The sequence below is a fragment of the Pseudomonas sp. SMV7 genome, assembly GCF_052041995.1.
Lineage (GTDB): Bacteria > Pseudomonadota > Gammaproteobacteria > Pseudomonadales > Pseudomonadaceae > Aquipseudomonas.
This window is the reverse complement of the sequence record NZ_JBKGGT010000001.1, coordinates 217,156-240,171: the sequence shown is the minus strand read 5'-3', so window position 1 is coordinate 240,171 and position 23,016 is coordinate 217,156. Positions and strand designations below refer to the sequence as shown.

The 23,016-nt window shown below is 64.5% G+C and carries 23 protein-coding genes; 12 read left to right on the top strand and 11 right to left on the bottom strand.

Features of this window, described 5'->3' with window-relative positions:
• Positions 1–41: 41 nt before the first annotated feature.
• The 3 genes from ACLEJP_RS01355 to pdxR all read left to right on the top strand — a co-directional run bounded on the left by ACLEJP_RS01355 (position 42) and on the right by pdxR (position 4,265).
• Positions 42–2,213 carry a malate synthase G gene (locus tag ACLEJP_RS01355; protein ID WP_440803874.1) on the top strand — a complete coding sequence of 724 codons (2,172 nt, stop codon included), beginning with the start codon at positions 42–44 and terminating at the stop codon, positions 2,211–2,213.
• Between the two features lie 195 nt (positions 2,214–2,408).
• Positions 2,409–2,747, top strand: coding sequence for a hypothetical protein (locus ACLEJP_RS01350; RefSeq protein WP_440803872.1), 339 nt, complete (start codon positions 2,409–2,411; stop codon positions 2,745–2,747).
• Between the two features lie 84 nt (positions 2,748–2,831).
• Complete coding sequence (gene pdxR, locus ACLEJP_RS01345) at positions 2,832–4,265, top strand: MocR-like pyridoxine biosynthesis transcription factor PdxR (protein ID WP_440803870.1); 1,434 nt, start codon at positions 2,832–2,834, stop codon at positions 4,263–4,265.
• Here pdxR and ACLEJP_RS01340 read toward each other — a convergent pair.
• Positions 4,258–5,454, bottom strand: coding sequence for a cyanate transporter (locus ACLEJP_RS01340; RefSeq protein WP_440803867.1), 1,197 nt, complete (start codon positions 5,452–5,454; stop codon positions 4,258–4,260). The genes pdxR and ACLEJP_RS01340 overlap by 8 nt on opposite strands.
• Positions 5,451–5,909: a nucleoside deaminase gene (locus ACLEJP_RS01335; protein WP_440803865.1), complete on the bottom strand. Its 459-nt coding sequence runs from the start codon at positions 5,907–5,909 to the stop codon at positions 5,451–5,453. Before ACLEJP_RS01335 ends, ACLEJP_RS01340 begins: the two co-directional genes overlap by 4 nt.
• Positions 5,910–6,104: 195 nt before the next feature.
• Between ACLEJP_RS01335 and ACLEJP_RS01330 the strand changes: the two genes are divergently transcribed.
• Positions 6,105–6,542 carry a carboxymuconolactone decarboxylase family protein gene (locus ACLEJP_RS01330; protein WP_440803863.1) on the top strand — a complete coding sequence of 146 codons (438 nt, stop codon included), beginning with the start codon at positions 6,105–6,107 and terminating at the stop codon, positions 6,540–6,542.
• Positions 6,543–6,672: 130 nt separating this feature from the next.
• On the opposite strand, the gene ACLEJP_RS01325 is transcribed toward ACLEJP_RS01330, so the two are convergent.
• The gene (locus ACLEJP_RS01325; protein WP_289132175.1) at positions 6,673–7,683 is read right to left on the bottom strand and encodes an AraC family transcriptional regulator; all 1,011 of its coding nucleotides are present in this window, start codon (positions 7,681–7,683) and stop codon (positions 6,673–6,675) included.
• 168 nt (positions 7,684–7,851) lie between these two features.
• Between ACLEJP_RS01325 and ACLEJP_RS01320 the strand changes: the two genes are divergently transcribed.
• The 3 genes from ACLEJP_RS01320 to ACLEJP_RS01310 are packed head-to-tail and all read left to right on the top strand — an operon-like array spanning position 7,852 to position 10,492.
• On the top strand, positions 7,852–9,036 hold the full coding sequence (locus ACLEJP_RS01320) for an acetyl-CoA C-acyltransferase family protein (protein WP_440803860.1): 1,185 nt from the start codon (positions 7,852–7,854) through the stop codon (positions 9,034–9,036).
• A gap of 13 nt (positions 9,037–9,049) precedes the next feature.
• On the top strand, positions 9,050–9,898 hold the full coding sequence (locus ACLEJP_RS01315) for a 3-hydroxybutyryl-CoA dehydrogenase (protein ID WP_440803858.1): 849 nt from the start codon (positions 9,050–9,052) through the stop codon (positions 9,896–9,898).
• A gap of 12 nt (positions 9,899–9,910) precedes the next feature.
• Positions 9,911–10,492, top strand: coding sequence for a TetR/AcrR family transcriptional regulator (locus tag ACLEJP_RS01310; RefSeq protein WP_170029382.1), 582 nt, complete (start codon positions 9,911–9,913; stop codon positions 10,490–10,492).
• A 109-nt stretch (positions 10,493–10,601) separates the two neighbouring features.
• Here the strand turns inward: ACLEJP_RS01310 and ACLEJP_RS01305 are convergent, their stop codons facing one another.
• From ACLEJP_RS01305 to ACLEJP_RS01285, 5 genes are read right to left on the bottom strand one after another with little or no spacing between them, the layout of a single operon-like run.
• Positions 10,602–10,979, bottom strand: a complete 378-nt coding sequence (locus ACLEJP_RS01305) for a response regulator (RefSeq protein WP_225777371.1) — start codon at positions 10,977–10,979, stop codon at positions 10,602–10,604.
• 43 nt (positions 10,980–11,022) lie between these two features.
• A complete protein-coding gene (locus ACLEJP_RS01300; protein ID WP_440803853.1) occupies positions 11,023–12,249 on the bottom strand; it encodes a hybrid sensor histidine kinase/response regulator in 1,227 nt (408 codons plus the stop codon).
• Positions 12,243–12,818: a chemotaxis protein CheB gene (locus ACLEJP_RS01295; protein WP_440803851.1), complete on the bottom strand. Its 576-nt coding sequence runs from the start codon at positions 12,816–12,818 to the stop codon at positions 12,243–12,245. Before ACLEJP_RS01295 ends, ACLEJP_RS01300 begins: the two co-directional genes overlap by 7 nt.
• On the bottom strand, positions 12,815–13,636 hold the full coding sequence (locus ACLEJP_RS01290) for a CheR family methyltransferase (RefSeq protein WP_440803849.1): 822 nt from the start codon (positions 13,634–13,636) through the stop codon (positions 12,815–12,817). The genes ACLEJP_RS01295 and ACLEJP_RS01290 overlap by 4 nt, the downstream gene beginning before the upstream one ends.
• Positions 13,633–17,103, bottom strand: coding sequence for a response regulator (locus ACLEJP_RS01285; RefSeq protein WP_440803847.1), 3,471 nt, complete (start codon positions 17,101–17,103; stop codon positions 13,633–13,635). The genes ACLEJP_RS01290 and ACLEJP_RS01285 overlap by 4 nt, the downstream gene beginning before the upstream one ends.
• A 248-nt stretch (positions 17,104–17,351) precedes the next feature.
• On the opposite strand from ACLEJP_RS01285, the gene ACLEJP_RS01280 reads away from it, so the two are divergent.
• Complete coding sequence (locus tag ACLEJP_RS01280) at positions 17,352–17,702, top strand: response regulator (protein WP_440803844.1); 351 nt, start codon at positions 17,352–17,354, stop codon at positions 17,700–17,702.
• A 12-nt stretch (positions 17,703–17,714) separates the two neighbouring features.
• On the opposite strand, the gene cobF is transcribed toward ACLEJP_RS01280, so the two are convergent.
• Complete coding sequence (gene cobF / locus ACLEJP_RS01275) at positions 17,715–18,464, bottom strand: precorrin-6A synthase (deacetylating) (protein ID WP_440803841.1); 750 nt, start codon at positions 18,462–18,464, stop codon at positions 17,715–17,717.
• Between the two features lie 67 nt (positions 18,465–18,531).
• Positions 18,532–19,821: an OprD family porin gene (locus ACLEJP_RS01270; protein WP_440803839.1), complete on the bottom strand. Its 1,290-nt coding sequence runs from the start codon at positions 19,819–19,821 to the stop codon at positions 18,532–18,534.
• Between the two features lie 356 nt (positions 19,822–20,177).
• On the opposite strand from ACLEJP_RS01270, the gene ACLEJP_RS01265 reads away from it, so the two are divergent.
• From ACLEJP_RS01265 to ACLEJP_RS01255, 3 genes are all read left to right on the top strand, one after another.
• Entirely contained in the window at positions 20,178–20,537 is a 360-nt protein-coding gene (locus ACLEJP_RS01265) for a histone-like nucleoid-structuring protein, MvaT/MvaU family (RefSeq protein ID WP_440803837.1), read from the top strand.
• A gap of 225 nt (positions 20,538–20,762) precedes the next feature.
• On the top strand, positions 20,763–21,290 hold the full coding sequence (gene gloA / locus ACLEJP_RS01260) for a lactoylglutathione lyase (RefSeq protein ID WP_225777362.1): 528 nt from the start codon (positions 20,763–20,765) through the stop codon (positions 21,288–21,290).
• A 97-nt stretch (positions 21,291–21,387) separates the two neighbouring features.
• Positions 21,388–21,630, top strand: a complete 243-nt coding sequence (locus ACLEJP_RS01255; protein WP_289132152.1) for a hypothetical protein — start codon at positions 21,388–21,390, stop codon at positions 21,628–21,630.
• 64 nt (positions 21,631–21,694) lie between these two features.
• Here ACLEJP_RS01255 and ACLEJP_RS01250 read toward each other — a convergent pair whose 3' ends face one another.
• Complete coding sequence (locus ACLEJP_RS01250) at positions 21,695–22,516, bottom strand: shikimate 5-dehydrogenase (protein WP_440803834.1); 822 nt, start codon at positions 22,514–22,516, stop codon at positions 21,695–21,697.
• A 191-nt stretch (positions 22,517–22,707) separates the two neighbouring features.
• On the opposite strand from ACLEJP_RS01250, the gene ACLEJP_RS01245 reads away from it, so the two are divergent.
• Positions 22,708–22,890, top strand: a complete 183-nt coding sequence (locus ACLEJP_RS01245; protein WP_170029369.1) for a hypothetical protein — start codon at positions 22,708–22,710, stop codon at positions 22,888–22,890.
• Positions 22,891–23,016: the final 126 nt, after the last annotated feature.

The window sequence follows — 23,016 nt, the reverse complement described above, 5'->3', positions numbered from 1 at the left end:
TGCAGTCACTTTCCGCAGACCGACTATCGAGCGAACAGACCATGCCAACCCCTCCACTGCACATCGCCCCCACCCTGCAGCGCTTCATCGAAGACGAAGTGCTGCCCGGCACCGGCATCGAGGCCCGCGCCTTCTGGCAAGGCTTCAGCACCCTGGTGCACGACCTCGCCCCGCAAAACCGCGCCCTGCTCGCCGAACGCGAGCGCCTGCAGGGCGAACTGGACCACTGGCACCGCCAGCACCCCGGCCCGATCAGCGACATGGCCGCCTACCAACAATTCCTGCAAGGTATCGGCTACCTCGTGCAAGCGCCCGCCAGCGTGCAGGTGAGTACTCGCAACGTCGACCGGGAAATTGCCGTGCAGGCCGGCCCGCAGCTGGTGGTACCGCTGAGCAACGCCCGCTATGCCCTGAATGCCGCCAACGCCCGTTGGGGCTCGCTGTACGATGCGCTGTATGGCACCGATGCCATCGCCGCAACCGAGGGTGCCGAACGGGGCCACGGCTACAACCCGGTGCGCGGTGCCAAGGTGATTGCCTTCGGCCGCCAGTTCCTCGATGCCAGTGCGCCGCTGCAAGGGGCATCACATGACGATGCCAGGGCCTACACGGTCAACCAGGGCAGGCTGCAAGTCACCTTGGCCGATGGCCGCCAGGTCGGTCTTGAACACCCTGGGCAATGGCGCGGCTACCAAGGTGAGCCGAACAGGCCGAGCGCGATCCTGTTGCACCATCACCACCTGCATTTCGAAATCCAGATCGACCCCAGCCACGCGATCGGCCAGCAGGACCCGGCCGGGGTCAAGGACATTCTCCTGGAGGCGGCGCTTACCACCATCATCGATTGCGAAGACTCGGTGGCCGCGGTGGATGCCGACGACAAGGTCAACGTGTACCGCAATTGGCTCGGCCTGATGAAGGGCGACCTCAGCGAGCAGGTCAGCAAAGGCGGCAAGACCTTTGTCCGCAGCCTGGCGGCAGACCGCGACTACCACGGCCCGGACGGCCAGCCTTTGACCCTGCCGGGCCGCTCGCTGCTGTTCATCCGCAACGTCGGCCACCTGATGACCAACCCGGCCATTCTCGACCGTGACGGCCAGGAGGTTCCGGAAGGCATCCTCGATGCCGTGGTCACCAGCCTGATCGGCCTGCACGACCTCAAGCGCCGCGGCAACTCCCGCGAGGGCAGCCTGTACATCGTCAAGCCGAAGATGCACGGGCCAGCCGAAGTGGCCTTCGCCGACCAGCTGTTCAGCCGCGTCGAAGCGCTGCTGGGCCTGCCTGCGCACACGCTGAAGATGGGCATCATGGACGAGGAGCGGCGGACCAGCGTCAACCTCAAGGCCTGCATCGCCAACGCCGCGTCACGGGTGGTGTTCATCAACACCGGCTTCCTCGACCGCACCGGCGACGAGATGCACACGGCCATGGAAGCCGGGGCCATGCTGCGCAAGGGCGACATGAAGGGCAGCGCCTGGATCCAGGCCTACGAGCGCAGCAACGTGCTGGTCGGGCTGGCCTGCGGCCTGCGTGGCAAGGCGCAGATCGGCAAGGGCATGTGGGCCATGCCCGACCTGATGGCGGCCATGCTCGAACAGAAAGTCGCCCAGCCCAGGGCGGGCGCCAACACCGCCTGGGTGCCCTCGCCCACTGCCGCGACGCTGCATGCGCTGCATTATCACCAGGTGGATGTGGCCGCCGTGCAGCAGGCGCTGGAACAGGTTGACCCGGATGCCCAGCGCGCCGAGCTGCTGCATGACCTGCTCAGTGTCCCGGTGAGCGCCGAGCGCCCCTGGACTGCCAGCGAGATCCAGGCCGAGCTCGACAACAACTGCCAGGGCATCCTCGGCTACGTGGTGCGCTGGGTCGAGCAAGGCATCGGCTGTTCCAAGGTGCCAGATATCCACGACGTGGGCCTGATGGAAGATCGCGCGACCTTGCGGATTTCGGCACAGCACATTGCCAACTGGCTGCACCACGGCGTGGTGAATGCCGAACAGGTCGAGGCGACCTTGCAGCGCATGGCCGCCGTGGTCGACCAGCAGAATGGCGCCGACCCGGCGTACCGGCCGATGGCGGCCGATTTCGCTGCCTCACACGCCTTCCGCGCCGCGCGGGCGCTGGTGTTCGAAGGGCGCAAGCAGCCGAGCGGCTACACCGAGCCATTGCTGCATGGCTGGCGGTTGCGCTTCAAACAGGAGGTCCGGCGCTAGATGCCGCCGCCCCCTGATCGGCGGCGGCCTGGTGCAAGGCCGCCGCCAACCTTGCCACTGGCCAGTCTGGGCGGGCATTGCCCCGCTCAGTCTTTTCCTACAGGGCGTTCGGAAACGGCCTACTTGTTGCCCCCGGCCGTTGAAAACATGATCGGCACTGGATGACGCAAGGTAGCGATCCAGAGGAGGCTCCGCATGCACCAGTACGCCCGCTCCACCGCCGAATTGCGCAGCAGCCTGCGCGAATTGCTGGCCCATGACATGGACAACCCCGATGAAGACCCCCACCTGTCGGGGGTGATGTTCTTCTGCGCCACGGATGAACGCTCCCGGCAGCTGATCGAGCGTATCGAATTGCTGGCCAGCGAGGTGTTCTTCGACGCGCACGGGCGGGCCATTGCGCAGCATATGAAGGCGGCAGCAGTGGAAGGCGTGCGCATCAGGCGCACCCGCACGGCGCCAGCGGATGAAACGGTGATCCGCATAGCCTTGGCGAACAAAGGCTATATCACGGTGAGTACGGCCCGCATCTGACCACCCGCATGCCATCCCCCCTTGCACAACACAAGGCCGCGGGTACCCGCTATCCTGAGCGCTCCCCCCACTGCGGACCCGCCCATGGAACTGCATATTCGCCTGCACGGCCGCAAAGGCCTGGCCGACCAGCTCTACCAGCAATTGCGTGCCGGCATCGACAGCGGCCACCTGGCTGCCGGCACCCAACTGCCGCCAAGCCGCCTGCTGGCCGAGCAACTCGGCGTGTCACGCAAGACCGTGGCCGAAGCCTACTCGCGCCTGACCTATGACAACCTGTTGAGCGCTGTGGTCGGTCGCGGCACCTTCATCACCCCGCGTCAGCCGCTGCGCAGCAGTGCCTCCACCACCCTGCCGCTGGCCAGCGCCGCTTCGCTCGAACGCTGGCAGCAACGCGCCACCGTGCTCGGCCGTCGCCAGCTGGAATCCCCCTCACGCTATGACTTCGTCGGCGGGGCCTCGAACAAGGCGCAGTTCCCGTTCGACCAGTGGCGCAGTTGCCTGAACTACGCCCTGCGCCGCAGCCAGCGCCACCCCGAGCGGCACTTCCCGGCCCAGGGCCTGGCCGAGCTGCGCGAGGCCATTGCCCACCACATCGCCTACGCCCGAGGTGTACATTGCAGTGCTGCCGACCTGCTGGTGTGCAACGGCGCCCAGCAGGCACTGGACCTGATCGCCCGGGTGCTGATCGAGCCGGGTTGCCAGGTGGCCATGGAGGACCCCGGCTATCCGCCCGCACGGCAACTGTTCCTGGCCCTGGGTGCGCGCCTGCAGTGCGTGCCGGTGGATGACCAAGGCCTGTGCGTGGAGCAGATCGCCGACGGTACCCGGCTGATCTATGTGACGCCTTCGCACCAGTTCCCGCTGGGCATGCCGATGAGCGAGCCACGCCGGCACGCCCTGCTGGCGCGGGCCGCCGAGCTGGGGGCGCTGATCATCGAAGACGATTACGACTGCGAGTTCCGCTACCACGGGCCGGCTGCGGATGCGCTGCAGCGCCTCGACCGCCATGGCCTGGTGGCCTACGTGGGGACGTTTTCCAAGACCCTGCTGCCGGAACTGCGCCTGGGTTATGCCGTGCTTCCACCCGCCGTGCTGCAAGCCGCCTGCGTGGCCAAGCACCTCAGTGACTGGCACAGCCCGACCCTGTTGCAGTGGGCGCTGGCGCGCTTTCTGGCCGAAGGCCACCTGAACAGACACATCCGCCGTTGCCACGACATATACAGCGCCCGCCGCGAACGCATCCTGGCACGCCTGGGCGGCGACCTGGCGCCATGGTTCAGCGCCATTCCCGCCAGCGCCGGCTTCCATCTCAGTGCGCTGGCCAAGCCTGGGGTAGATGTCGAGCTGCTGGCCAACCTGGCACGCAAGGTGGAGGTCGGCCTTTACTCGCTGGCACCGTTCTTCAGCGAGGCCCCGGTGCGCCCCGGGCTGCTGCTGGGCTTCGGTGCCATCGAACTGCTGGACATCGACCCGGCGCTGGACCGCGTGCGCGATACCTTGCAGCGCCTCAGTTGACTGCCGCGGCCTTGCCTGCCGGCAGCGCCCGGGCCATCGCAGCGGCGTAGCCGCGCGGGTTGAAGCAGACCGTCACCAGCAGCATGGCCAGCACGGTCACGCTCAGCAGGGTCCATGACGCCTGGAAGTCGCCGCTCACATCGCGCAACCAGCCAGTGATGTACGGCACGATGCCGGTGATGATGAAACCGATACCCTGCACGAACGCCGCCAGGCTGCCCGCCTCGGCCGGGGTCTTGAGATGCTCGAGGGTCAACGTCAGGCTCTGGCTGAAACAGGCGCCCAGGCCGAAGCCGATCAACGCCACCCACAGCCCTGGTGCCAGTGTGGGCGCCAGCAGCAGGCCGAGGAAACCCGCCAGCTGGATCGCCAGCGCCAGCCACAGGCCGGGGCGGCGGTCTGCCCAGCGCCGCAACAGCAGCGGCAGGCCCAGTGCACCAGCCACCTGGAACAGGGTCATCAGGCCAACCAGGTCTGCGCCGCCCTGGGCGCTGCCGCCGTGCTCCATGTGATAGGCCGGCAACCAGGCGACCATGCTGGTGTAGCCGCCATTGATCAGGCCGAAGTACAGCGCCAGCAACCAGGCCCGGCGCGTCCCGAACCAGTGCCCGCGCGCAACACCGGCCTGCGTCGGTAGGTGCCGGCGAGGCCGCAGCATGGCCCAGGCAAGCAGCGCCAGCAGCGCAGGGGCGGCCCACAGGCCCAGGCCGACCTGCCAGTGGCCAAAGTAGTCACTGACGTGCGGCCCGAGCACGGCGGCCAGGCCGCCGCCGCTCATCAGCGCCGCCGAATACAGGCCCATCGCGGCGGCCAGGCGCCCGGGGAACCAGCGGTTGACCAACCCTGGCATCATGCCCTGAACCAGCGCTACCCCCAGGCCGGCCAGCAGCGCACTGGCAATCAGCGCCCAGGCACTGTGCAGTTGCAGGCGCCACAGGCAGGCCAGGGCGATCGCCGCCAGGCCCGCGAGCATGCCGCGATGTTCGCTGAGCCAGCGCTGCAAGCATGGCTGCAGCAGCGGCACCAGGCCCATGCACAGCACCGGCAGTGCCGTCAGCAAGGCCGCTTGCTGGTAGCCCAGGCCGGTGCTGGCGCGCATGGCCTCGAGCAACGGGCCGATACTGGTCAGGATCGGCCGCAGGTTCAGTGCCAGCAAGACCACCAGCAACAGGTTCAACGCCGCTCTCATTGCTGGTTGGCCTGCTGCCATTCCTGGTACAGGCCGGCTTCGCCGCTGGGCTTCAGCGCACGCAGCGGCAGGCTCTGCTGTTGCGGCGGGCGGGCCATCTGCGCGTAGACCGCCGCGGTGGACAAGCCGAAGGGTTCGCCCTCGGTGTTGTCGTAGGCAAACCAGGCGCGCTCGATACCGCACAGGTGCATGGCCGCCAGGCACATCGGGCATGGATGGCCGCTGGCGTAGATTTCGGCACCCGCCAGGCGCGCCTGGCCCAGCGCATGGCTGGCTTTGCGGATGGCCTGCATCTCGGCGTGGGCGGTAGGGTCCTGGCTGCTGTGGATCTCGTTGACCGCACGCGCCAGCACCTGGCCCTGGTACACCAGCACGGCGCCGAAGGGCCGGCCACCGGCGCGGATGTTGGCGCGGGCAAGGTCGAGGGCTTCGCGCATGAAATGTTCTGCGGACATGAATGGCTTCTCCAGTAGCGATACCCGGCCATTATCCCGGCCCGGGCGCCCGGGCAGAAATGAAGAGATTGGATGCCTGTCAGTGGCCAGCCGAATAGCCGATTGGCCTCCCGCTTATGCGCGCGATTGGCTATCGGGGCGGCGCAAGGCCGGCGCTACAGTAGCGCCATCCCACCTAACCCCTTGGAGATAGCCATGCACAACCGTATCGAATGGGCCAAGCACGCCCCTGAGGCCTACCAGGCGATGGTCGGCCTGGAACAGGCCCTGGCCAGGAGCGGCCTGGAGAAATCGCTGCTGGAACTGGTGCGCCTGCGGGCTTCGCAGATCAACGGCTGCGCCTACTGCGTCAACCTGCACGCCAACGACGCGCGCAAGGCCGGTGAGACCGAAGCGCGCCTGCAGACCTTGTGTGTCTGGCAGGAAACCAGCTATTTCAGCCCACGCGAGCGTGCTGCGCTGGCCTGGGTCGAGAGCCTGACCCGGCTGCCCGAGCACGGTGCGCCGCAAGCACACTATGACGCATTGCTGGAGCACTTCGAACCGGCCGAGGTGGCCAACCTGACCCTGGCGATTGCCACCATCAATGCCTGGAACCGCTTTGGCGTCGGGTTTGCCATGGTGCCGGCCTGATCATTTGAGCCGCTGCCTGTGCCGGCCTCTTCACGGGTGAACCCGCTCCCACAGGGAATTCATGGCATTCGAAAGTTGCGCCGTACCTGTGGGAACCGGCTTGCCGGCGATAGGCCGGTGCAGGTAAATGCTATCGCCCGGCCAACCGCGCCCGGTAGCTGCCAGGACTCTGCCCGGTCCACTTCTTGAACGCCCGGTGAAACGCACTGGGCTCCTGGAACCCCGCCTGCTCGGCGATCTCGGCAATGCTCAACACCCCTTCACGCAAGCGCTCGAAGGCCATTGCCCGGCGCACCTCGTCCTTGATCTGCTGGTAGGAGCGGCCTTCCCGCTCCAGCTGGCGGCGAAACGTGCTGGCACTGACCCCCTGCTGCTGCGCCAGCGCCGCCAGCGTCGGCCACTGCCCATAACGCCGCGCCCGCAAATGCCGGTACACCTCGGCCACCAGCCCGTTCTGGTTGCGGAAGCGAATCACCAGCCCCTGTGGCGCGCTGCGCAGGAAGGTTTTCAGGGCGGCCAGGTCCTGCACCACCGGCAGGCGCAGGTAGGCGCTGTCGAACTCCACTTCGGTACGCCCGCTACCCAGGCGCAGGTCCGGCCCCCACAACAACAGGTCGTCCTCTTGCGCCGGGCGCGACACCGCCAGTTCGGTACGGTCGATGGCGATCCGCCGCCCGGCCAGCCAGCACAGCATGCCGATCATCAGCACCAGGTAGGTTTCCTCGGCATACACCCGGGTCAGCGGGTCGGCAATGTTCGAGTACACGCTGATCACGGCCCGCCCGCCACGCACCGTCAGGCTGCCGCGCAAGTCGCGCAGGAACAGGCCGAAACCGGCCATGCACTGGCGCAGGGCTTTTTCCAGGTTCGGCTCGAGGATCAGGCCGCGGCAGATCAGGGCGAAACTGCCCTGCGGCATGCCATGGCTGTCGAGGCGGAAGAATTCGTCATCCAGGCGCTGGATCAGCGCCAGCCACAGCTGGGCAAAGGCCTTGGCCGGCACGCGGGCCTGGGGCTGGGCGAGCAGTTGCGGGTCGATGCCCACCGCGCGCAGTTGTGCATCGCGTTCATCGGGGCAGCCACGCAGGGCGTGGAGCATGGCATTGAGGAAGTACACGGCGACCGAATCGCTATCGCGCATGGCGGTTTTCGCTGTCTATGCTGAGTGGCAAAAAGTGCCAGGTTGTCTGAACAGTTCCGGCATAGGCTGCAACAGAGCCTTTGCCTAGACTCGGTCCCACTCCGGGATCGTCGGCCATTCTCGCAGAGCCTGGCCCGGTCCCGCCATGCCTTCGCAATCGGAGCCCCTATGAGCAGCGCAGAAATCTATGTCGTCAGTGCCGTCCGTTCCGCCATTGGTGGCTTTGGCGGCTCCCTCAAGGACCTGCCGCTGGCTGACCTGGCCAGCGCCATCACCCGTGCCGCCATCGAGCGCTCGGGTGTGGCTGCCGAGCAGATCGGCCACCTGGTGATGGGCACGGTGATCCCCACCGAGCCACGCGACGCCTACCTGGCCCGGGTCGCGGCGATGAACGCCGGCATCCCCAAGGAAACCCCTGCCTTCAACGTCAACCGCCTGTGCGGTTCCGGCCTGCAGGCCATCGTCTCGGCCGCCCAGTGCCTGCTGCTCGGCGACACCGACGTGGCGGTGGCGGCCGGCGCCGAATCCATGAGCCGTGGCCCGTACCTGCTGCCACAGGCCCGCTGGGGTGCGCGCATGGGTGACCTGCAAGGTATCGACTACACCGTCGGCGTGCTGCAGGACCCGTTCGAGCACTTCCACATGGGTATCACTGCCGAGAACGTCTCGGCCAAACACGGCATTACCCGCGAGATGCAGGACGAACTGGCCCTGACCAGCCAGCGCCGCGCCGCCCGCGCCACCGCCGAAGGCCGTTTCGCCAGCCAGATCGTCCCGCTGGAGCTGAAAACCCGCAAGGGCAGCGTGCAGTTCAGTGTCGATGAGCATGTCCGGGGCGAAGTCACCGCCGAGCAACTGGCCGGGATGAAGCCGGTATTCAAGAAAGACGGTACCGTCACCGCCGGCAACGCCAGCGGCATCAACGACGGCGCTGGCGGCCTGGTGCTGGCCACGGGTGACGCGGTGCGCCGCCTGGGCCTCAAGCCGCTGGCACGCCTGGTCGGCTACGCCCATGCCGGCGTCGAGCCGGAGCTGATGGGCCTGGGCCCGATCCCGGCCACCCGCAAGGTACTGGAAAAGACCGGCCTGAAGGTGCAGGACCTGGACGTGATCGAGTCCAACGAAGCGTTTGCCGCCCAGGCCTGCGCCGTGGCCCGCGAACTGGGCTTCGACCCGGAAAAGGTCAACCCCAACGGCTCGGGTATCTCCCTTGGTCACCCGGTGGGCGCCACCGGCGCGATCATTGCCACCAAGGCCATCCATGAACTGCAGCGCATCCAGGGCCGCTACGCCCTGGCCACCATGTGCATCGGCGGTGGCCAAGGCATTGCCGTGGTCTTCGAGCGCGTCTGAGGGAGGCTGATAGATGAACATTGAACAAATCGCCGTGATTGGCGCCGGCACCATGGGCAACGGCATTGCCCAGGTGTGCGCGGTAGCCGGCTACCAGGTGTTGCTGGTGGATGTTTCCGACGCGGCGCTGGAGCGCGGCGTGGCCACCCTGAGCAAGAACCTCGAGCGCCAGGTCAGCAAGGGCACCCTGGATGCGGACAAGGCTGCGGCGGCGAAAACGCGTATCCGCACCAGCACCGACTACACCCAGCTCAGCGCTGCGCAGCTGGTGATCGAGGCGGCCAGCGAAAACCTGCAGCTCAAGCAGCGCATCCTGCAGCAGGTTGCGGCCAACGTCGCCGCCGAGTGCATCATCGCCACCAACACCTCGTCGCTGTCAGTCACCCAACTGGCCGCCAGCATCGAGCACCCCGAGCGGTTCATCGGCGTGCATTTCTTCAACCCGGTGCCGATGATGGCACTGGTCGAGATCATCCGCGGCCTGCAGACCAGCGACAGCACCTATGCCCAGGCGCTGGTGGTGACCGAGAAGGTCGGCAAGACCCCGATCACTGCCGGCAACCGCCCGGGCTTCGTGGTCAACCGCATCCTGGTGCCGATGATCAACGAAGCGATCTTCGTGCGTCAGGAAGGCCTGGCCAGTGCCGAGGACATCGACACCGGCATGCGCCTGGGCTGCAACCAGCCGATCGGCCCGCTGGCCCTGGCCGACCTGATCGGCCTGGACACGCTGCTGGCGATCATGGAGGCCTTCCATGAAGGCTTCAACGACAGCAAGTACCGCCCTGCCCCGCTGCTCAAGGAAATGGTCGCGGCCGGTTGGCTGGGACGCAAGAGCGGCCGCGGTTTCTTCACCTACTGAGGAGCGAACGCCATGCCCCCGGTCAATGCCGCGATGCGCTGTGCCAATTTCGAGGAGCGACGTGAGCGGGCCATGGCGCTGTTTGCCGAAAAGGGCTTCGGCCAGGTCAGCATGCGCGAGCTGGCGGCCCATGTAGGCCTGACCGCCGGCTCGCTGTACCACCACTTTCCCAGCAAGCAGGACCTGTTGTACGACCTGATCGAAGAGTTGTACGAGGAGTTGCAGGCGACCCTGGACCAGGGCCGCCGGGCCATGGCCCGTGGCGCGTCGGCGTTGAGCTGCCTGATCGCAGCACACTGGCAGTTGCATGCCGAGCGGCCGATGCAGTTTCGCCTGGCGGAGCGCGACTTGTGTTGCCTGAGCGACGACCAGCAGGCGCGCCTGGCCTTGTTGCGCAAGCGCTACGAGGCGGGGTTGCTGCGCTTGATCGCACCGCAGGCGAAGCTGCAAGGGGAAGCGCTGGTGGCTACCGCGCATGTGCTGGCGACACTGCTGAACCAGTTGCCGGGGCTGTTGAAGGCGTTGCCCGAGGAACAAGGGCTGGGCTTGATGGAAAGCATGCTGGTGGGTGGCCTGGAGCGGACACTGCGCTAGCCTGTTACGGCCCTTTCGCGGGTAAACCCGCTCCCACAGGAACTGTGCAACCTTGAGACTTGCACAGTTCCTGTGGGAGCGGATTTACCCGCGAAAGGGCCAGTGCAGGCTAGCGCAGAAGCGACTGGATCTGCTCGTGCAAGGTATCCAGGTCGAACGGCTTGGCCAGAATCGGCGCCTTGCGCGTGATCGGGCTGCCGGATTCAAGAATCTCGGCCGGGTAGCCGCTGATGAAAATCACCTTCAGGTCCGGCCGCAACTTGACCGCCGGTTCGGCAATCTCTACCCCGGATATCCCGCCGGGCAGGCGGTAGTCCGTCACCATCAGGTCCAGGTGCGGTTTGCTGGCCAGGATCGCGAACGCCTGCTCGCCATCCTCGGCCACCAGTACGTGGTAGCCCTCGCCTGCCAGGTAATCCTGCAGGATCATGCGAATCGCCGGTTCATCCTCGACGACCAGCACCACATCTTGTGCATCTTCACTCATGTCAACGCCTTGAAATGCTTGCAACAGCCATCTGACCCCAGGCTCATGCAGAGGTTGCCCGCGCCTGGTCGTTTTGTTGTAGGCAGGCTGCCAGCGGCAACTGCAGGGTGAACGTGGCGCCCTTGCCCTCTTCACTTTCCAGCAGGATTCGCCCGCCATGGGCCTGGACGATCTGCTCCGATATGTACAGCCCAAGGCCCAGGCCACCACTGGCCTGTTGGGTAGCCACCCGCTCGAACTGCTGGAAGATACGCTGCTGGTTGGCCGCGCCAATCCCGATGCCGTGGTCCTGCACCTGCACGCAGGCCAGGCCATCTTCCTCGAACACACGCACGTGCACCGGTTTGCGCTCACCGTAGCGCAAGGCATTGGACAACAGGTTGGCCAGCACCTGCTCGATGCGAAACTCGTCCCACTCACCGTGCAGTGGCTCGCAGCGTTGCAGTTCGATGTGGGTTTCCAGCGCGGTGGCCTGCGCGGCAAAGTTCTCCACCAGGCCACGCACCAGCTGGCCCAGGTCGAATGCCTTGGGCCGCAGCGACAGTTTGCCGGTACGGATGCGCGACACATCGAGCATGTCCTCGACCAGGCGGATCAGGCTGTTGATCTGCCGTTCGTCGCGCTCGACCATGGCCTGCAGTTTGTCGCTGCTGAACGCGGCAAGGTTGCCGCGCGAAAGGTGCAACTTGCGCAGCTGGGTTTCCAGGATCAGGCCGTTGAGCGGGGTGCGCACCTCGTGCGACACGATCGACATGAAGTCATCGCGCATGCGCACGGCATGCTCCAGCTCGGCCCGCGCCGCCTGCAACTGCGCGAGCAGCATTTCCTGCTCCTGGCGGCTGCGCTCCAGTGCCTGCAGCTGGCGGTCGAGGACCTTGCGCTGGCGGTACAGGTCGACGAACACCGACACCTTGCTCTTCACCGCCAGGGTGTCGAGCGGCTTGTGCAGAAAGTCGACCGCACCGCTTTCGTAGCCCTTGAAGGCGTAGTTCATCTCGCGCCCGGCGGCGGTGACGAAGACGATGGGGATATTGCGGGTCTTTTCCGTACCGCGCATCAGCTCGGCCAGCTCGAAGCCGTTCATGCCCGGCATCTGCACATCGAGGATGGCCAGGGCGAACTCATGTTCGAGCAGCAGCGATAACGCCGCTTCGGCAGACTGGGCCTGATGCACCTCACGGTCTTCGCCCTGGATCAAGGCGTCGAGGGCCAGCAGGTTTTCCGGCAGGTCGTCGACGATCAACAGTTTGGCGATGGTGTGGCTTAGCATGCGCTGGATTCCAGGGCAGCGAGCAACTGCTCGATACCACTCAAGGTAAGAATATGGTCGGGCTGGTGCAAGGTCAGGGCAGCCTCCGGCATCAGCGCAACCTGTGCGTCGCGAGGGTCCTGGACGATGGTCCGGCCCCCGCTGTTCTTGATATAGGCAAGCCCTGCGGCACCATCTTCATTGGCGCCGGTGAGCAGCACGCCAAGCAGGCCGGCACCGTAGGCGTCGGCCGCCGACATGAACAGATAGTCGATTGCCGGTCGGGAGAAATGCACCGGCGGCTCCTGGCTCAGCGACAGGGTGAAATCGCGTTCCACCGACAGGTGGTAACCCGGCCCGGCCACATAGATCTGCCCAGGCCGCAGCAGCTGCTTGTCGCGCGCCTCGCACACGGGCCGATGCAAGCGGCGTTGCAGCACTTCGGCCAGCTGGCTGTGGCGGTCATCCGGCAGGTGCAGTACGCAGACCACCGGCAGGGCAAAGCTGGCTGGCAACGCGCCGAGCACCTTGAACAGGGCCGTCACCCCGCCTGCCGAGGCGCCGATCACCACCGCGCGTACGCCGTTCATGATTTACGGTAGATCCGTTCGGGCTTGACCAGCGGCTCGAAGCGCTCGGCATAGGCGGAAAAATCCACCGACTCCTTGCTGCCCAGCACCAGGAAGCCGCGGTGGCACAAGGAATCGTGGAACAGCCCCAGGGCGCGGTCCTGCAATACCTTGTCGAAATAGATCAGGACGTTGCGGCACGACACCAGCTGGGTTTCGGAAAACACGCTGTCGGTTGCCAGGCTATGGTCGGCGAAGGTCACGTTCTCGCGCAGCGAGCTGTCCATGATGGCATTGCCGTAGGCCGCCGTGTAGTACTCGGAAAAATCCCGCCGGCCACCGGCCAGGCGGTAGTTTTTCGCGTACTCGCGCATGCTCTGCATCGAATAGATGCCCTGCTTGGCTTTGTCCAGCGAATGCGGGTTGATGTCGGTGGCATAGATGATGGTGCGTTCCAGCAGCCCTTCCTCGCGCAGCAGGATGGCCATCGAATAGACCTCCTCGCCAGTGCTGCAGCCAGCAATCCAGACCTTGATCGAAGGCCAGGTGCGCAACAGCGGCACCACTTCGTTGCGCACTGCCAGGAAGTGCTCCGGGTCGCGGAACATCTCGCTGACCGGGATCGTCAGGTACTGCAGCAACTGCATGAACATGCCGGGGTCGTGCAGCACGCGCTCCTGCAGTGCCGATACCGTCAGGCAATCGAACTGGCGCAGCGCATGCAGGATCCGGCGCTTGATCGAAGCGCCGGAATAATTGCGGAAATCGTAGCTGTACTTGAGGTAGATGGCCTCGATCAGCAAGCGGATTTCAATGTCGGTGTTACGTTCGCTAGTCAAATTCGCTCCAGTTGCGGCAGCCAGACCCGGATCAGCGAGAACAGGCGGTCCAGGTCGATCGGTTTGGCCAGGTAATCGTTGGCGCCGGCCTGCAGGCAACGCTGCTGGTCATCCTTCATTGCCTTGGCGGTCACGGCGATGATCGGCAACTTGCGCCAACGCGCTTGCTGGCGGATCAGGCGGGTGGCCTCGAAGCCGTCCATTTCCGGCATCATCACGTCCATCAGCACCAGGTCGATGTCGTCATGCTGTTCGAGGCGCTCGATCGCCTCGCGCCCGTTGCGACCGATTTCGACGATCGCGCCCTTGTGCTCCAGCGCACTGGTAAGGGCGAAGATGTTGCGCACGTCATCATCCACCAGCAGCACCTTGCGGCCCTCGAACACCTTGTCGCGGCTGCGCGCGGTCTTGAGCATGCGCTGGCGTTCGTTGGACAACTGCGACTCGACCTTGTGCAGAAACAGCGTCACTTCGTCGAGCAGGCGCTCCGGCGAACGCGCGCCCTTGATGATGATCGAGCGGGAATACTTGAGCAGGTCGGCTTCTTCCTCGCGGGTCAGGTTGCGCCCGGTATACACGATTACCGGCGGGAACGCGCGGATATCCTCGGCGGTCATGCGCTTGAGCAGCTCGTTGCCGAGCATGTCCGGCAGCTTGAGGTCGATAATCATGCAGTCGTAGATGTTCTCGCGCAGCAGCGCCAGGGCATCCTGGGCCATGGCCACGGCGGTGATCTCGACATCGTCATCGCCGATCAGGCGGGCAATGCTCTCGCGTTGCAGGTCGTCGTCTTCCACCAGCAGGATGTGCTTGAGCTTTTGCGTCAGCTTGGCCTCCAGGCGGGCGAACACCTCCTTGAGTTCCTCGCGGCTGGTGGGCTTGACCGCGTAGCCGACGGCGCCCATGTGCATGGCCGCCTCGACCCGGTCTTCAACAGAAATGATATGCACTGGGATGTGCCGGGTGCTGGCCTGCTCCTTCAGGCGTTGCAGCACGGTGAGGCCGGAATGGTCGGGCAGGCGCATGTCCAGCAGGATGGCATCGGGAACGTACTCCAGGGCCAGCTCGAAGCCCTCGTCGGCGCCCTGCGCGACCAGGCAGCTGTAACCCAGCTCGTGGGCCAGGTCGAACAGGATACGGGCGAAGTTCGGTTCGTCCTCGATCACCAGGATGCAGCGGTTGCCGAACGGTGCATGCTCGCGGTCGTCGGCAAACGCCGGGGCCGGACGTTGCGGCGCCACCGCCACCGGTGGTGTCGGTGCGGCAGGCGGCAAGGCATCGACCGCCGGGCGCAGGGCCAGCGGTTCGGCCGTCTGGGCCTCGCGCTCGTAGCGCTCCGGCAGGATCAGGCTGAACACACTGCCCTTGCCGGGGCTGCTGTCGACGGTGATCTGCCCACCCAGCAGGTGCGCCAGGTCGCGGGAAATCGACAGGCCCAGGCCGGTGCCGCCATAGCGCCGGTTGCTGGTGCCATCGACCTGATGGAAGGCACCGAAGATCGCCTGCTGCTGGTCGGCGGCAATACCGATGCCGCTATCACGCACGGCAAAGATGATGCCGCTGTCGGGCTGGTAGCCGATGTTCAGGCTGACCTGGCCGCGCTCGGTGAACTTGATGGCATTGGACAACAGGTTCTTGAGAATCTGCTCCAGGCGCTGACGGTCGGTGAACAGGGTGGCCGGTACCTGGGCGTCGCGGGTCACCTCGAAGGCCAGGCCCTTGTGCCCGGCCAGCGGTTCGAACATGCCGCGCAGGCCCTCGACCAGGCGCTCCAGCTGGGTGGTTTCCGGCCGCACTTCGAGCTTGCCGGCTTCCACCTTGGCGATATCGAGAATGTCGTTGATCAGGTTCAGCAGGTCGTTGCCGGCCGAGTAGATGGATTCGGCGAACTTGACCTGCTCCTCGCTGAGGTTGCCCTCGACGTTCTCAGCCAGCAGCTTGGCCAGGATCAGCGAACTGTTCAGCGGGGTGCGCAGTTCGTGGGACATGTTGGCGAGGAACTCGGACTTGTACTTGCTCGACCGCTGCAGCTCTTCGGCACGTGCCTGCAATTGTTCCTGGGCGTGGAGCAACTCATCGTTCTTGCGGTCCAGCGCCTCGGTACGCTCGGACAATTGCTCGTTGGTCTGCTCCAGCTCCGCCTGCTGGGTTTCCAGGTGCGCCTGGGACTCCTTGAGCACGCGGGATTGCTCTTCGAGCTCTTCGTTGGCGGTTTTCAGCTCTTCCTGCTGCACCTGCAGCTCTTCGTTCAGTTGCTGGGTTTCGGCCAGCACTTCCTGCAGGCGCTGGCGGTAACGGGCACTGTCAATGGAGATGCCGATGTTGCCGCCGAGCCGTTGCAGCAGTTCTTCGTCACGTGGCAGCAACGGCCGCAGGAAGCCCAGCTCGAGCACGCCATTGGTCTGCGTGCCCTCACTGGCCGGCACCAGCACAGCGCTGCGTGGCAGGCCCCGGCCCAGGCCGGAGCTGAGGTGGAAGTAGCCTTCGGGCAAGTTGTCCAGGCGCAGCAAGCGCCCCTCGCGCACCGCCTGGGCGAGCAGGCCTTCGTGGTCGCCCAGCACCTGCTCGCGGGCCTGCTCTTCGGCGTCCAGGCCGTAACTGGCCACCCGCACCAGGTGCCCATGTTCGTCACGCACGTACAAGGCCCCGACCACGCTGCCCAGGTAAGCGGCGAAGAAGCGCAGGATGTTGTCACCAAGCATCGGCAGGGTCAGCTGGCCCAATACCTGCTCGGCCAGCTGGGTCTGGCCGGTGCGCAGCCAGGCCTGATGTTCCAGGCGCTCGGTGGCGCGTTGCTGGGCGTGCAGGTTGTCATCGTAGCTGGCCGACAGCGCCAGCAGGTCGCGCCGCCCCAGGTAGGCGAGCAAGGCGCTCAGGCCGACGATGAACAGCACGAACGACACCATGACCGTGACCGTGACCGTGCTGACCCGCTCGTTACGGGTCATCCGCAACTGCTGTTCGGCGTTGATCAGGGCGTCGAACTCCTTGCGGATTTCATCCGTCAGGCGCTTGCCGCGACCGCTGCCGATCGATGCGCGGTAATCACCCTGGCTGCGACGCTGGGCGATGAGGTCGCTGCCAAAGTCGTTCCAGGCTTGCTGCAGGGCGATCAACCGGTCGATGCGCTCGACCTGCTGCGGGTTGTCCTCGACCATGCTGCGCAGGCCCTGCAGGCTGCCGAAAATGCGCGGTTTGGCCACCTCGTAGGGGTCGAGAAAACGCTCGTCACCGGTGATCAGGAAACCACGCACACCCGTCTCCATGTCGATCGACAGCTTGACCGTCTCGTTGGCGTTGCCGATGACCCGATCGGTGTGCTCGACCCACTGCATGGCCGTAAGCAGGTAGTTGATCACCCCGACAAAGGCCAAGGCCCCCAGCAGGCCCACCCCCAAGGGGAGGCCGACGTTGCGGGTCAACAACTTGCGGAAGCTGCGCTGGTCCATCGAGGCTGCTTGAATCATGTGAAAACGCCCGAGCAAGAAAAGTCCATGAAAGTGTGGCCGATCAATCGTTGTGGTTATCCGCCACTGCTCCGTCCAGTAAAGCGAGTCTAACCAGCTTTAGCGGGTCTGGCAGGGCATTTAGCCAGTATTTGAAGGTGGTGTGCGCCAATCGTTCCATCTGATTGCATGGAGCGGTATCCTCGGGGAACTTCTGCTGCCACCCGGAGCACAGATTAAGAACATTCAATTGCTACAGGATCGGAACCATGCACCTTCTGGTAGTCGAAGACGACGACATCGTCCGTATGCTGATGGTCGAAGTGCTCGACGAGTCGGGCTACACGGTCATCGAGGCGGAAAACGCCAGTGCGGCGTTGCGCACCCTCGAAAACCCGGACCAGGCGCTGGCGCTGATGATGACCGACGTGGGGCTGCCGGACATGCGCGGCGAGGCGTTGGCGGCCAAGGCGCGCGAACTGCGGCCGGCGCTGCCGGTGCTGTTCGCCAGCGGCTATGCCGAAAGCGTCGATGTGCCAGAGGGCATGCACCTGATCAGCAAGCCGTTCAGCATTGACCAGTTGCGGGAGAAGGTGCTGGCTATTGTGGGCCCGGCTTGAGGAGCGCGCACCTCACAACTCCCTGCGCAACAGGTAGGTATCCATGATCCACCCGTTGCGCCTGCGCTCCCGTTCGCGCGTTTCGATAATCTGCGCCTTCACCGCCTGCAAGGGCCCGGCAATCAGCACCTCATCTTCAGTCCCCAGATACGCCCCCCAGTAGATCACCAGTGCCGGGTCATCCAGCTGGGCAAATGCGCAATGGCCGTCGAGCATCACCACCACATTGTCGATACGCCCCTGTGACGCCAGGCATCGCCCTGGCAGCACGGTCAGCGGTTCACCAATGCGGTTGAGCGGCACCTGGTGACGCGCAGCCAGGGCCTGCACGCTGCTGATCCCAGGAATCACCTGCAGGCGCAGGGCCATGCCGCGTTCGCGAACACGTTCGAGGATGCGCAAGGTGCTGTCATACAGCGTCGGCTCGCCCCACAGCAGGAAGGCGCCCACGTCCCCGGCGCCGATTTCCCGGTCGATCAGCTGCGCGTACAGGGCCGCACGCTGGTGGTGCCACTGCTGGACCGAACTCAGGTAACCATCGGCATGCGCCTCGCGTACAGGGTCGGCCACCTGTACCAGACGGTAGCCACCCTCGGGCCGGTAGCGTTGCAGGATGGCTTTGCGCAGGCGCACCAGCTCGTGCTTGTCGCTGCCTTTGTCGAGCACGAAGAACACGCTGGCCTGGCGCAACGCGTCGACCGCCTCATAGGTGATCTGACGCGGATCGCCGGGGCCGATGCCGATCAACAACAGGTCTTTCATTGCCCTGCCCTTCGCCGGAACCAGCCGCCATTGTCAGGCGCCTGCCAGTATTTGGCAAAGCATGCGATCAGAACAGCGAGAAGTTGTAGCTGACGATGACCCGGGTCTCGTCCATGTCACGCGCCCAACGTTCATAGTTGCTGCGGTAGGTGGAATTGCGTAGCCGCACGCTGACGTCCTTGAACGTGCCAGTTTGCACCTGGTACCTGAGTTCGCTGTCGCGTTCCCATTCCTTGCCTTCGGCCGCACTGCCCGGCACCTTGATACTGTCACCATTGATGTAGCGGGTGAAGAAGGTCAGGCCGGGGACTCCCATGGCTTTGAAGTCATAGTCATAACGCACTTGCCAGGAGCGTTCCTGGGCGGCGGCGAAATCGTTGACCTGGGCGTAGTTGACGAGGTATGGGTTGCTGCCATCCAGGTACGGCATGGCACTGTCGCCATACATGCGCTGCCAGCCGGCGCTGAGCTTGTGGCCACCCAGGCTGTAGCCGAGCATGCCGCTGAAGGCGCGGTGCTCGATTTCACCCGCGCGGGCATTGCCGATGTCATCACTCTTGATCAAGCGCAGGTCGGCCGACAGGCTGCCCACCGCCAATGGCTGGCTGGCCACCAGGCCGAGGAAGTGCTGGCGGTAGATGTTCTCCAGCCTGGCCACCTGGTACTGGGCACTGAGGCGCTCGTTGAACCGGTAGTCGACACCGGCCAGGTCAAAGTGGTCGGCCTCGATGTCGCAGGCATAACGCTTGTTCTTGCAATGCACGCGAATATCCTGACGGTCGGTGGAGTCCCGTGCGGTGTACTTGTCCAGGCGGGCCAGGGTCAACTTGAGGTCACGCACTTCTTCGGAAGTCAGCATGGCACCGTGGAACAGGGTCGGCAGCAGGCGACCATCGTTGTACTTGAGCAGCGGCACGTCCGGCATCATCGAACCGTACTTGAGCACGGTACTGGACACCTTGGCTTTGGCAGCCAGGCCCATCTTCGCGTACTGGTCGGCCGAGTGCCGCGGATCGTGACCAGAAGACGGCAACAGGCCGCTGTTACTGTCCGCCGGGCTGGAGTCCAGTTTGAAGCCGAACATGCCCAGTGCGTCCACGCCAAAACCTACCGGGCCCTGGGTAAAACCGGACTGCACATTGAGAATGAAGCCTTGTGCCCATTCTTCGCGCTTGGACGCGCCCTGGCTGGAACTGCTGTGACCATCACGAAAGTCCCGGTTGAAATAGACATTGCGTGCTTCAACCTTGGCACTGCTGTCTTCAAGAAAACCGGCGGCCTGGGCATTGGCACCGGCACACAACAGGAACAGGCCGGCAACACGACGCCCGGGGGCGAGGGGGAAAGGGGCAAACATGCGGGGAAACATCCAGAATCAAGGCGAGTAAATAACCTGTGGCGCAAGCTGGCCACGGTATTGCGGGGCGACCGAAGAATACACGGCGATCATCTGAAATGATCGCGCAAACGCTCTAGATCAGGCCATTGGACCATGGTCTAAGCACGCAGCCGGGCAATCATGAAGAAAACCGGAAATAGCGTACGTGACAGCGGGAAAGTTCCCGGCTTACTTCAAAAAGTTTGCGGTTTACCCAGTACCACTGAATGACTACACTCGATACAGCGAACAACAGAACCCACCCGCGTGGCCGGCGTTTTTAAATTTCCAATGTTCGTCACGCCCTGCCACACCCGAGTACAGGAGTGATTACAGTGTCCAGACTTGCAGAGTTTCGTGCTGCCGAAAAAGCGCTCCAGGAACAGATGGCGCAACTGGAAGCGTTGAAAAAGGATGCCGGCCTCAAACGCGAAATCGAATTCGAGCAGAAACTAGTCGGCCTGATGAAAAGCTACGACAAGAGCCTGCGCGATATCATTGCCATTCTCGACCCGAAGACCGTGACCCGGACGCCGAGTGCAGCCCCGAAGCAACAGCGCCGGCCTCGCGTGGTGAAGGTTTACACCAACCCGCATACCGGCGAGCGGATCGAGACCAAAGGCGGCAATCACCGCGGCCTCAAGGCCTGGAAAGAACAGTACGGAGCCGCCACGGTAGAAAGCTGGGTACGCTGATGAAACATCCACGCGCACTTCACACTTTTTTCACAACGGCTGGCTCAGTATCGAGACAGCTAAAGGACTAGCGACCCCATCACGCGCCCGCACATGCGGGCCTCTAATTCCAGCGCCCTGCCTTGTGCAGGGCGCTTTCATTTGCGCAATCGGCGTACTGCCGTATCATGGCCAGCCTGTCTGTTTTGCCGGTGCCCTGCGCCCGGCCTTGCCTCAGGAGTTCCCATGAGCCTGCACGATCTGCAAACCCTGCCCGGCGTCACCGCCCAACCGGACGCTGCCACAGCCCAGTTCGTCTTCAACCACACCATGCTGCGGGTCAAGGACATCGAAAAGTCCCTGGACTTCTACACCCGCGTGCTGGGCTTCCGCCTGGTGGACAAGCGTGACTTCCCCGAAGCGGCCTTCAGCCTGTATTTCCTGGCCCTGGTCGACCCGGCGCAGATCCCGGCCGATGACGCCGAACGCCACCAGTGGATGAAGTCGATCCCCGGCGTGCTGGAGCTGACCCACAACCATGGTACCGAGAACGATACCGGGTTCGCCTACCACAACGGCAACACCGACCCGCGCGGTTTCGGCCATATCTGCGTTTCGGTACCAGACGTGCGCGCCGCCTGCGCGCGCTTCGAGGCACTGGGTGTAACGTTCCAGAAGCGTCTGCAGGATGGCCGCATGAACCACCTGGCCTTCATCAAGGACCCGGACGGTTACTGGGTCGAAGTCATCCAGCCAACCGAACTCAAGGGCTGAGCGTTACCCGCGTTGCGCTCGTCGGGCCGGGAACTCCCGGCCCCTTGCCGTGGTATATGAAGGTAACTGCTTCACATGCCACAGCGAGGTAAGGACGATGCAATCTCTTCACTGTGAATACCGCCAGCACACCATCACCGCCAGCGTGATGCCCCATCCCGACTCCCCCCTGCCCTACGCCGCCGGGTGCCTGATTACCGACCCCGAAGGGCATACCAGCAAGCGCATGGCGATGCCGATGAAGTTCTTCTCCGACCTGGAGAATGCACAACATGTGTCGCTGGCCCATGGCCGGGCGCTGGTGGACCAGCAACTGGATGAAGGGCGCAAGGTGTTCTGATCCTGATGCCTTCTGTTCCGGCTCTTTCGCCGGGTCACCCGCGAAAGGGCCGGAACAGGCATAGTCAGATATCCCGGGCGTAAGCCACCGCCGCCTCTACCTGCGCCGACGTCGGTCGCACACCGGTATACAGCACGAACTGCTCCAGTGCCTGCAGCGCAATCACCTCCAGCCCGGTGATCACCGGTTTACCCAACGCCTGCGCCCGCCGAATCAAGGGTGTATGCGCGGGCATCGCCACCACGTCGAACACCCGTTCCGCAGCAGCGATGGCGTTCTCGGAAAACGCCAGTTGCTCGGCTTCCGCGCCGCCCGCCATGCCAATTGGCGTCACGTTGACCAACATCGGCGGGCACAGGTCCTCCAGCTCAGCCACCCAGCGATAGCCGCACACATCTGCCAACTGCCGCCCGGCCTGCTCGTTGCGCGCGACGATGATGCCCTCGGCAAAACCGGCATCGCGCAAGGCACTGGCTACGGCCTTGGCCATGCCACCGCTGCCACGCAGGGCAAACGCGGTGCGCGGGTCGACCTGGTGCTGCGCCAGCAACTGGCGCACGGCCAGGTAATCGGTGTTGTAGGCTTTCAGATGGCCATTGGTATTGACCAGGGTATTGACTGACTCGATGGCCGCCGCCGAGGGGTCGATCTCGTCGACCAGGGCCATGCACGCTTCCTTGTACGGCATCGATACGCCACAACCGCGGATCCCCAGCGCGCGGATACCCGCCACCGCCGCCGGAAGGTCGTCGGTGCGCATGGCCTTGTAGTAGAAATCCAGGCCCAGCTGCTGGTACAGGTGGTTATGGAACCGCACCCCGAAGGTGCCGGGGCGGCCGGCCAGGGAGATGCACAGTACGGTGTCTCTGCTGGGACTTGTCGACATGACCTGCTCCTTTGTCATCACTGAAACGTTTGTGCAGCCTACCAGAGGCACCACTGGTCGTCCCTTGCCTGTGGTGATTACGGACCGGCCCGCGGGCAGGGTTGATAGAACTAATGACCACTATCGAGGAAGTTGATTTCAAACCGCGGCGGCTGCTGCGTATGGTGGAACCATGTTTACAGGAGGTCCCCATGGCCACTATCCAGATCATGTCCGTTGTCGGCAGTGCCGTCCCCGCTGCGTTGCGTGAACAAGGCCTGCTCGCCTGCTGGTACCTGGTGCGCAATGGCGAAGCCGTCAGCGGCCCGATGCCGAGCCGGGCCTCGGCCCAGGCGCTGATCGAACAGCTGCAACCAGGCACCCTGGTCGCCTGACCCGTATTTGTTGTGCGTTGCTCCCTACGCCCTTCTGGCCCGCCTATTGGCGGGTCTTTTTTTTTTCCTCGACGCAGGCCGGCTGGCTTTTGTTGCAGGCTTGATCGGTTTAGCCTGGCGCTAGCC